We start from the raw sequence: 6,316 nt of genomic DNA, 5'->3' as shown, positions 1-6,316 counted from the left end.
GATGTCGGCAGCGCCGATGGCCTGCCCGGCTTCCAGCGACCGCTGCAGGGCCGCGATGTCCGAACGGTGGAGCCCGCCAACCGCGCCCCAGCTGCCGGCAAAATTCGCGTCGCCATGGGCGATGCGATCGGCGCCGTGGCCGATGAACAGCGCGTAGAGGTCGCTGGTGTTGTATTGCTTCAGCACGTAGAAATTGGGCGTGGCGACAAAGGCCGGGCCGCTGCGCCCTGCCGGCATCAACAGGAAGCCTTCGGCCTTCAGCTCACTTGCTGGAAACGGTTTGCCGCCGACGCGCTTGATGCCCATATCAGCCCATTGCGAGATTTTCTTGCCCTGGTCCGGGCCTTCCAGCGAACAGGAAACGCTTTCCGGCACCGTCACCTCGAAACCCCAGCCGCGGCCCTTTACCCAACCGTAATGGACGAGATAATTGGCGATCGAGGCCAGCACGTCCGGCGTCGAGTTCCAGATGTCGGCGCGGCCGTCGCCGTCGAAATCGACGGCATGTTTCAGGAACGAGGTCGGCATGAATTGCGGCTGGCCGAGCGCTCCGGCCCACGACGATTTCATCGCGCCGACCGGAGCAAGACCGCGCTCGACGATCTCGAGTGCAGCAAGCAACTCGGTGCGGAAGAAGTCCTTCCTGGTCGACATGAACGCTTTGGTGCCCAGCACTTCGAAGGCGTCGTAAGGCACCTTCGCCGCGCCGAATCCGGTCTCGCGGCCCCAGATCGCCAGCAGCACTTCGCCCGGCACACCATAGCGCTTTTCGATTGATGCAAGTGTCCTGGCATTGGTGGCTTCGCGCGCCCGCCCGCCCGCCGTCACCGCACGAACCGTTTTCTCGGCGAAATAGGCGCCGGGCGAACCGAATTCGGCCTGGTGCTGTTTCCGCGGCGTGGTCGCCTTCTCGCCCGGCTTGACCAGGTCGGGCAGTTTCAGATTGGGCTTGATGCCGTCGAAGGCGGCATCGAAGGTGGTTTTGGAAATGCCTTGTGACTTGGCCTGCGGCCAGAGGTCGTTCTGCAGCCAGGCGCGGAACTGGTCGTCGATCTTTGCGGCGGAGGCGGGGGTGGAAAGGAAGAGGAAGGCAAGGGCAGCCAGTAAGAATGCAAGACAAAACTGGCGAAGGCCGCGTTCTGGCGCGCCCCCCTCTGGCCTGCCGGCCATCTCCCCCTCAAGGGGGGAGATCGGCAGCTTCACGGGCGGCGCTCTGCCCGCAACGTGGGTGATTATCGAAAGCTGAGCCGCCAGCCAATCTCCCCCCTTGAGGGGGAGATGTCCGGCAGGACAGAGGGGGGTGTTTGGCACCAGCCTTGGTGGACGCGCAAAAATCATGACCCGCATCCTCTGCCGCAACTTTGTCAAAACGCCGTCCGCGAGCGCAGCGCCGCGGCCAGCGTGCCCTCGTCGAGATAGTCGAGTTCGCCGCCGACCGGCACGCCATGCGCGAGCCGTGTCACCTTGATGTCGAAGCCGGACAGCTGATCGGTGAGGTAATGCGCGGTCGTCTGGCCCTCCACCGTCGCATTGACGGCGAGGATGATCTCCTTGACCTCGCCACCGGCGACGCGGTCGACCAGCGACCGCATGTTGAGCTGGTCGGGGCCGATGCCGTCGAGCGGCGACAATGTGCCGCCGAGAACGTGGTAGCGCACATTCATCGCCGCCGCGCGCTCCAGCGCCCACAGGTCGGAGACGTCCTCGACGACGATGATGGTGCCGGCATCGCGGCGCGGGTCGGTGCAGATCATGCAAGGGTCCGATGTGTCGACATTGCCGCAGGTCGAGCAGATGCGCACCTTGTCGGCCGCTTCGGCCATGGCGGCGGCCAGCGGCGACAAAAGCTGCTCCTTCTTCTTGATCAGATGAAGGGCCGCACGCCTGGCCGACCGGGGACCCAGCCCCGGCACCTTGGCCAGGAGCTGGATCAGACGTTCGATCTCGGGACCGGCGATTCGCTTCGACATCGCTCTGATCTAGAGCAATTCCAGGAAAAGTGCGAAGCGGTTTTCCCGGGAAAAGCGCGAAGCGCTTTCCCTTGGGAATTGCGTCAAAACGAAAAGCTGGAGCGGTTCACCGTTTCCGCGAAACGGTGAACCGCTCCAGGATTTTTCAGAGCGCTTTGGAACATCCCGCATCCGCATGAACCACCATATTAGCCGGGCGGACCATTGGACAGACCATAGAGCGCAGATCAGTTGGCTTCGAGCGGCCGGCCCTGGCTGACGATCATCGCGCCGACAGCGTCGGTGTTCTCAGGCGTCGACTGGAATCCCATAGACGCCTCTTGCGGCGCGTCCTCGACCGAGGAGATGACCCTTGTCCTTGTGTTCAAGGTTCCGCCAAAACGGGCGGCATCCGGTTCCTCCATCGGCTCCTGCATCGCCACCACCGTCGGCTCCGCCGAGACACGCGCGGATTTCGCGGTCGGCGCGGCGGCCGCGGTCATATAGGTCTGCTGGGCAGGGACGGACCGGACGGTCGCCGGCTTGGCCGGACGCACCGGCTCGGCGGACGCGACCATCGTCACCGGCTCCGCTGGCTTCTGCGGCGCCGCCGAGGCAATGGCGACCTGCGGCTCGTCCGGCAGCGGCTGCCAGTTGCGGCCGCGCTTCTCATAGAAGGCATTGCCGCCGGCAACCATGGTGTAGTGCATGTTCTTGTAGGGGAAGCGTAAGCCGGCGGTGTGGAAGAACATGGTGTTCTTGAGCTTGGCCTTGCGCTCACCCTTGAGCACCGCCTCGGCAGCCTCTTCGACATCGGGCATTGCGCGTGAATTCATCGGCCTTGTCATGACGCCGGGGGCGAACTGCCCACGCTCGCCCACCACCTGGCAGATGGTGCTGCCGTGCTTGCCGGAGCGCAGCCGGTTCATCACCACCGTGCCGACCGCGATCATGCCGTCGCGGCTCGAGCGGTTGGACTCGAAGAACATCGCCCGTTCCAGGCATTCCTTGTCCTTCGGCGTATGGCTGTAGGCCCGTGAGCTCAGGAAACCCGGCGTGATGGCGTCGGTCAGGCTGGCGACGGACATGCCGTGTGACGTGGTCTGGCTGCAGGCAGCCAAAAACAGGGGTGAAATGACGGCGCCGAGCAACAGCGGCGTCTTCCATCGCGTGGCAATCAACAGGTAACCCTCTCACTTCCATGCCCGCCCCCAGGCTGCGGCAAGAATGAGACACTTTCGGGCAAAATGATGGCCAAAACGTTATTGATGAGGCTCTGTTGCCAAATTGGTACAGTTGCATGACCTAAAAGTGAATTAGTGCCCCACTGTAATGGCCGCCGGCTGGCCGGGCTCAAGCTCCTCGACCTTCTCCGAAAACAGGCCGCGCCGGAGGAACAGCGTCCGCGCCTCCCTGGCCGTCGGCGCGATCTTTCCCGGCCAGTCGCTGTCTATGAACTCAGCCTTGGTGAAGTCCGGATTTGTCTCGCTCGCTGCCTCCAGGAACTCGGCGATCTCCAGCACGATCGCGCGCTCGTCCTTTGAAAGCGCCGATGTGCCGGCTTCGATCGACGGGCGATGGACGAAATCCTCGAACAGGTAGAAATAACCCTTGATGCCGACGAGATCGACGCCGTCGTCACAATCGGCCAGGATTTCCAGGATCTCGTAGATCCTGTTGCGGATACGCTGCTCGATCAGTCTTTCGGAGGGCTCTTCGGTCATGGCGATCATGGGCGCGCGCGCCGAATGCTAGAAGGGCAGTTTCATTCCCGGCGGGATCGGCAGACCTGCGGTCAGCGCCTTGGTCTTTTCCTGCATGATCTGCTCGACCTTGGTCTTGGCGTCGTTGTGAGCGGCCAGCACCAGGTCTTCCAGGATCTCGACATCGTCTTCCTTGAACAGAGACGGATCGATCTTCAGCGACTTCATCTCGAATTTTCCGGTCAGCGTCACATTGACCAGGCCGCCGCCGGCCTGGCCGGACGCTTCCAGCGTGGCGATCTCGTCCTGCATGGCCTGGAACTTGGCCTGCATTTCCTTCGCCTTGCCCATCAGGCCGAGAAGATCTTTCATGGTCGGGTCCTTTGCGGATTCGTGGCTGGATCAGGTTTCATCGTCGTCAGCCGGCGGCTCTACCGGCACTTCAGCCTCTGTCGTTTCGGCTTCCGGCGCGTCTGGAATGCGCACGTCGATGATCTTGGCACCGGGAAAGCGCGCCAGGATGGCGGCCACGGTGGGATCGCTCTTGGCATCGAGAAATGCCGTCTCGCGTTTGGCCGATTCCATTTCGGCGAGCGTCTGGCCGCCCTCTTCCTTTGACAGCGAGACCAGCCAGCTGCGGCCGGTCCAGGCGCGAAGCTTCGTCGTCAGGTCGTTGAGCAGCATCTTGGGCGCATCGCTGGTCAGGCCGACGTCGATGCGGCCGGGCTCGATACGCACGAACCGGATGCAGCTCTTGACCAGCACCTTGAAGGCGATGTCGCGCTGCGCGTCGGCGAGCGCAATGATGTCGGCCAGCGACTTCAGCGGCGCCGATTCCATGGCCGGCTCCGGCGGAGCGACGTAGGCAACGGCAGCAGGCGAGGCTTCGACCAGCCGCATGCTCTGTGCCCCGCCCGATCCGGATGGCATGCGCGTCTGCGCCACCGCGCTGGCACCACCGCCATTGCCGGAACTTGCCGACGTCCCATTCGGGCGCGGCGCGCCATTCTGCATAGGCGCAGCGCTATCGAGCGATCTCAGCGCCTCGTCCAGCGTCGGCAGATCGGCGGCATGCGCCAGCCGGATCAGCACCATTTCGGCGGCACTCACCGGCCGGTTGGAAGACTGCACCTCGGGGATGCCCTTGAGCAGCATCTGCCATGTCCGTGACAGCACCCTGACCGACAGCGTTCTGGCGAAATCGGCGCCGCGCTGCCGCTCGTCCTCCGACAGCGAGGCATCCTCGATGGCCGTCGGCACGAAACGCAGCCGGGTGACGAGATGGTTGAATTCGGCAAGATCGGTCAGCACGGCGGCTGGATCGGCGCCGGTGTCATACTGCGCACGGAATTCGCCAAGGGCTGCCGCCACATCGCCCTTCATCACATGTTCGAACAGGTCGACGATGCGGGCGCGGTCGGCGAGCCCGAGCATCGCCCGAACCGCATCGGCGCCGACAGAGCCGGCGCCATGGGCAATCGCCTGGTCGAGGATGGAGAGCGAATCACGGGCCGAGCCCTCGGCGGCGCGCGCGATCATCGCCAGCGCGTCGTCGTCGACAGAAATGCCTTCCTGGGCCGAGATCGAGGACAGATGCGCGACCAGAGCGCCGGCGTCGATGCGCCTCAGGTCGAAGCGTTGGCAGCGCGACAGAACGGTGATCGGAACCTTGCGGATTTCGGTGGTGGCGAAGATGAATTTGACGTGCGGCGGCGGCTCTTCCAGCGTCTTCAGCAGGCCGTTGAAGGCTTGCGTCGACAGCATGTGCACTTCGTCGATGATGTAGACCTTGTAGCGGGCCGAGACCGGCGCATAGCGCACGCGCTCGATGATATCCCTGATGTCGTCGATGCCGGTATGCGAGGCGGCGTCCATCTCGATGACGTCGACATGGCGGCCTTCCATGATCGCCTGGCAATGTTCGCCGAGGACGGCGAGGTCGACCGAAGGCTGGTCGATGTCAGCGGTTTTATAATTCAGGGCCCGCGCGAGGATGCGCGCCGTCGTGGTCTTGCCGACGCCGCGCACGCCGGTCAGCATCCAGGCCTGGGCGATGCGGCCGGTGGCAAAGGCATTGGTGAGGGTGCGCACCATCGGCTCCTGGCCGACCAGCTCGGAAAAATTCGAAGGACGGTACTTGCGCGCCAGCACGCGATAGGCGGCGGCCTTGCCTATCTCCAGGCTTTTTGGTCCCGAATTTCCGGCTTCGCTCATACGCCCGTAAAGCTCCAAATGGCCGCGCCCGAAGGCGGCCGATTCCTGCGCATAGTCTCGCCCGCGCTGCAATGCGTCGTCAATGTCGCGAGAGGGGCCGATGAGGTGGGAGGCTGGAACAATGACCCGTTCCGGGCTCGTTAGGGCTGCTTCCTTCCGGACCTGACCCGGTTGGCGAGTGGATCGTCCACCACCAACCTCCCGCTTTCCATATCGGCAATTGCGCGACGAAATGCAAGTCCGCCGAAGAAATCGTTAAATGTCGAATCGGCGCACCAAACCGTGAGGGCGCAATGATTCACTTGCAGCCCCCTTGCCGCCGCTCTAGCCTTCATGTGTTGAGCAAACCAAGAAAAGCAAGGGAAACGCCGATGCTGCCGGGCCTGGAGGCCGGATTCACGCTGGACGCACGGCTGGAGGCGGACAGCGAGCAGTTGATGTGGCTTGGGC

The 6,316-nt window shown here is 63.7% G+C and carries 6 protein-coding genes, 1 other RNA gene and 1 pseudogene; 1 reads left to right on the top strand and 7 read right to left on the bottom strand.

Annotated elements, in window-relative coordinates:
• From EN893_RS13975 to ffs, 7 genes are all read right to left on the bottom strand, one after another.
• The coding region (locus tag EN893_RS13975) for a lytic murein transglycosylase (RefSeq protein ID WP_164900845.1) at positions 1-1,170 on the bottom strand (1,170 nt) is incomplete at its 3' end.
• A gap of 194 nt (positions 1,171-1,364) precedes the next feature.
• On the bottom strand, positions 1,365-1,970 hold the full coding sequence (recR, locus tag EN893_RS13965; RefSeq protein WP_027039603.1) for a recombination mediator RecR: 606 nt from the start codon (positions 1,968-1,970) through the stop codon (positions 1,365-1,367).
• Between the two features lie 227 nt (positions 1,971-2,197).
• On the bottom strand, positions 2,198-3,130 hold the full coding sequence (locus EN893_RS13960) for a cell wall hydrolase (RefSeq protein WP_127272515.1): 933 nt from the start codon (positions 3,128-3,130) through the stop codon (positions 2,198-2,200).
• 135 nt (positions 3,131-3,265) lie between these two features.
• Positions 3,266-3,673: a hypothetical protein gene (locus tag EN893_RS13955; RefSeq protein WP_127272517.1), complete on the bottom strand. Its 408-nt coding sequence runs from the start codon at positions 3,671-3,673 to the stop codon at positions 3,266-3,268.
• A gap of 27 nt (positions 3,674-3,700) precedes the next feature.
• Entirely contained in the window at positions 3,701-4,024 is a 324-nt protein-coding gene (locus EN893_RS13950; RefSeq protein ID WP_013527931.1) for a YbaB/EbfC family nucleoid-associated protein, read from the bottom strand.
• A 30-nt stretch (positions 4,025-4,054) separates the two neighbouring features.
• Positions 4,055-5,866, bottom strand: coding sequence for a DNA polymerase III subunit gamma/tau (locus tag EN893_RS13945; protein WP_127272516.1), 1,812 nt, complete (start codon positions 5,864-5,866; stop codon positions 4,055-4,057).
• 105 nt (positions 5,867-5,971) lie between these two features.
• Positions 5,972-6,068, bottom strand: an RNA gene (gene ffs, locus EN893_RS13940) — signal recognition particle sRNA small type.
• 169 nt (positions 6,069-6,237) lie between these two features.
• Here ffs and EN893_RS40035 point away from each other — a divergent pair.
• Positions 6,238-6,316 (top strand): annotated as a pseudogene (locus tag EN893_RS40035) (HIT family protein); the annotation flags it as partial.

Source organism: Mesorhizobium sp. M7A.F.Ca.CA.004.04.2.1 (assembly GCF_004022825.1).
Lineage (GTDB): Bacteria > Pseudomonadota > Alphaproteobacteria > Rhizobiales > Rhizobiaceae > Mesorhizobium.
Note: the sequence above shows the minus strand (reverse complement) of the source record. Positions and strands in the feature narration are given on the sequence as shown.

Bases quoted from the DNA above. Each gene is read 5' to 3' on its own strand.
- recR (WP_027039603.1), bottom strand. From the start codon at position 1,970: ATGTCGAAGCGAATCGCCGGTCCCGAGATCGAACGTCTGATCCAGCTC.
- EN893_RS13955 (WP_127272517.1), bottom strand. From the start codon at position 3,673: ATGACCGAAGAGCCCTCCGAAAGACTGATCGAGCAGCGTATCCGCAAC.
- EN893_RS13950 (WP_013527931.1), bottom strand. From the start codon at position 4,024: ATGAAAGATCTTCTCGGCCTGATGGGCAAGGCGAAGGAAATGCAGGCC.
- EN893_RS13945 (WP_127272516.1), bottom strand. From the start codon at position 5,866: ATGAGCGAAGCCGGAAATTCGGGACCAAAAAGCCTGGAGATAGGCAAG.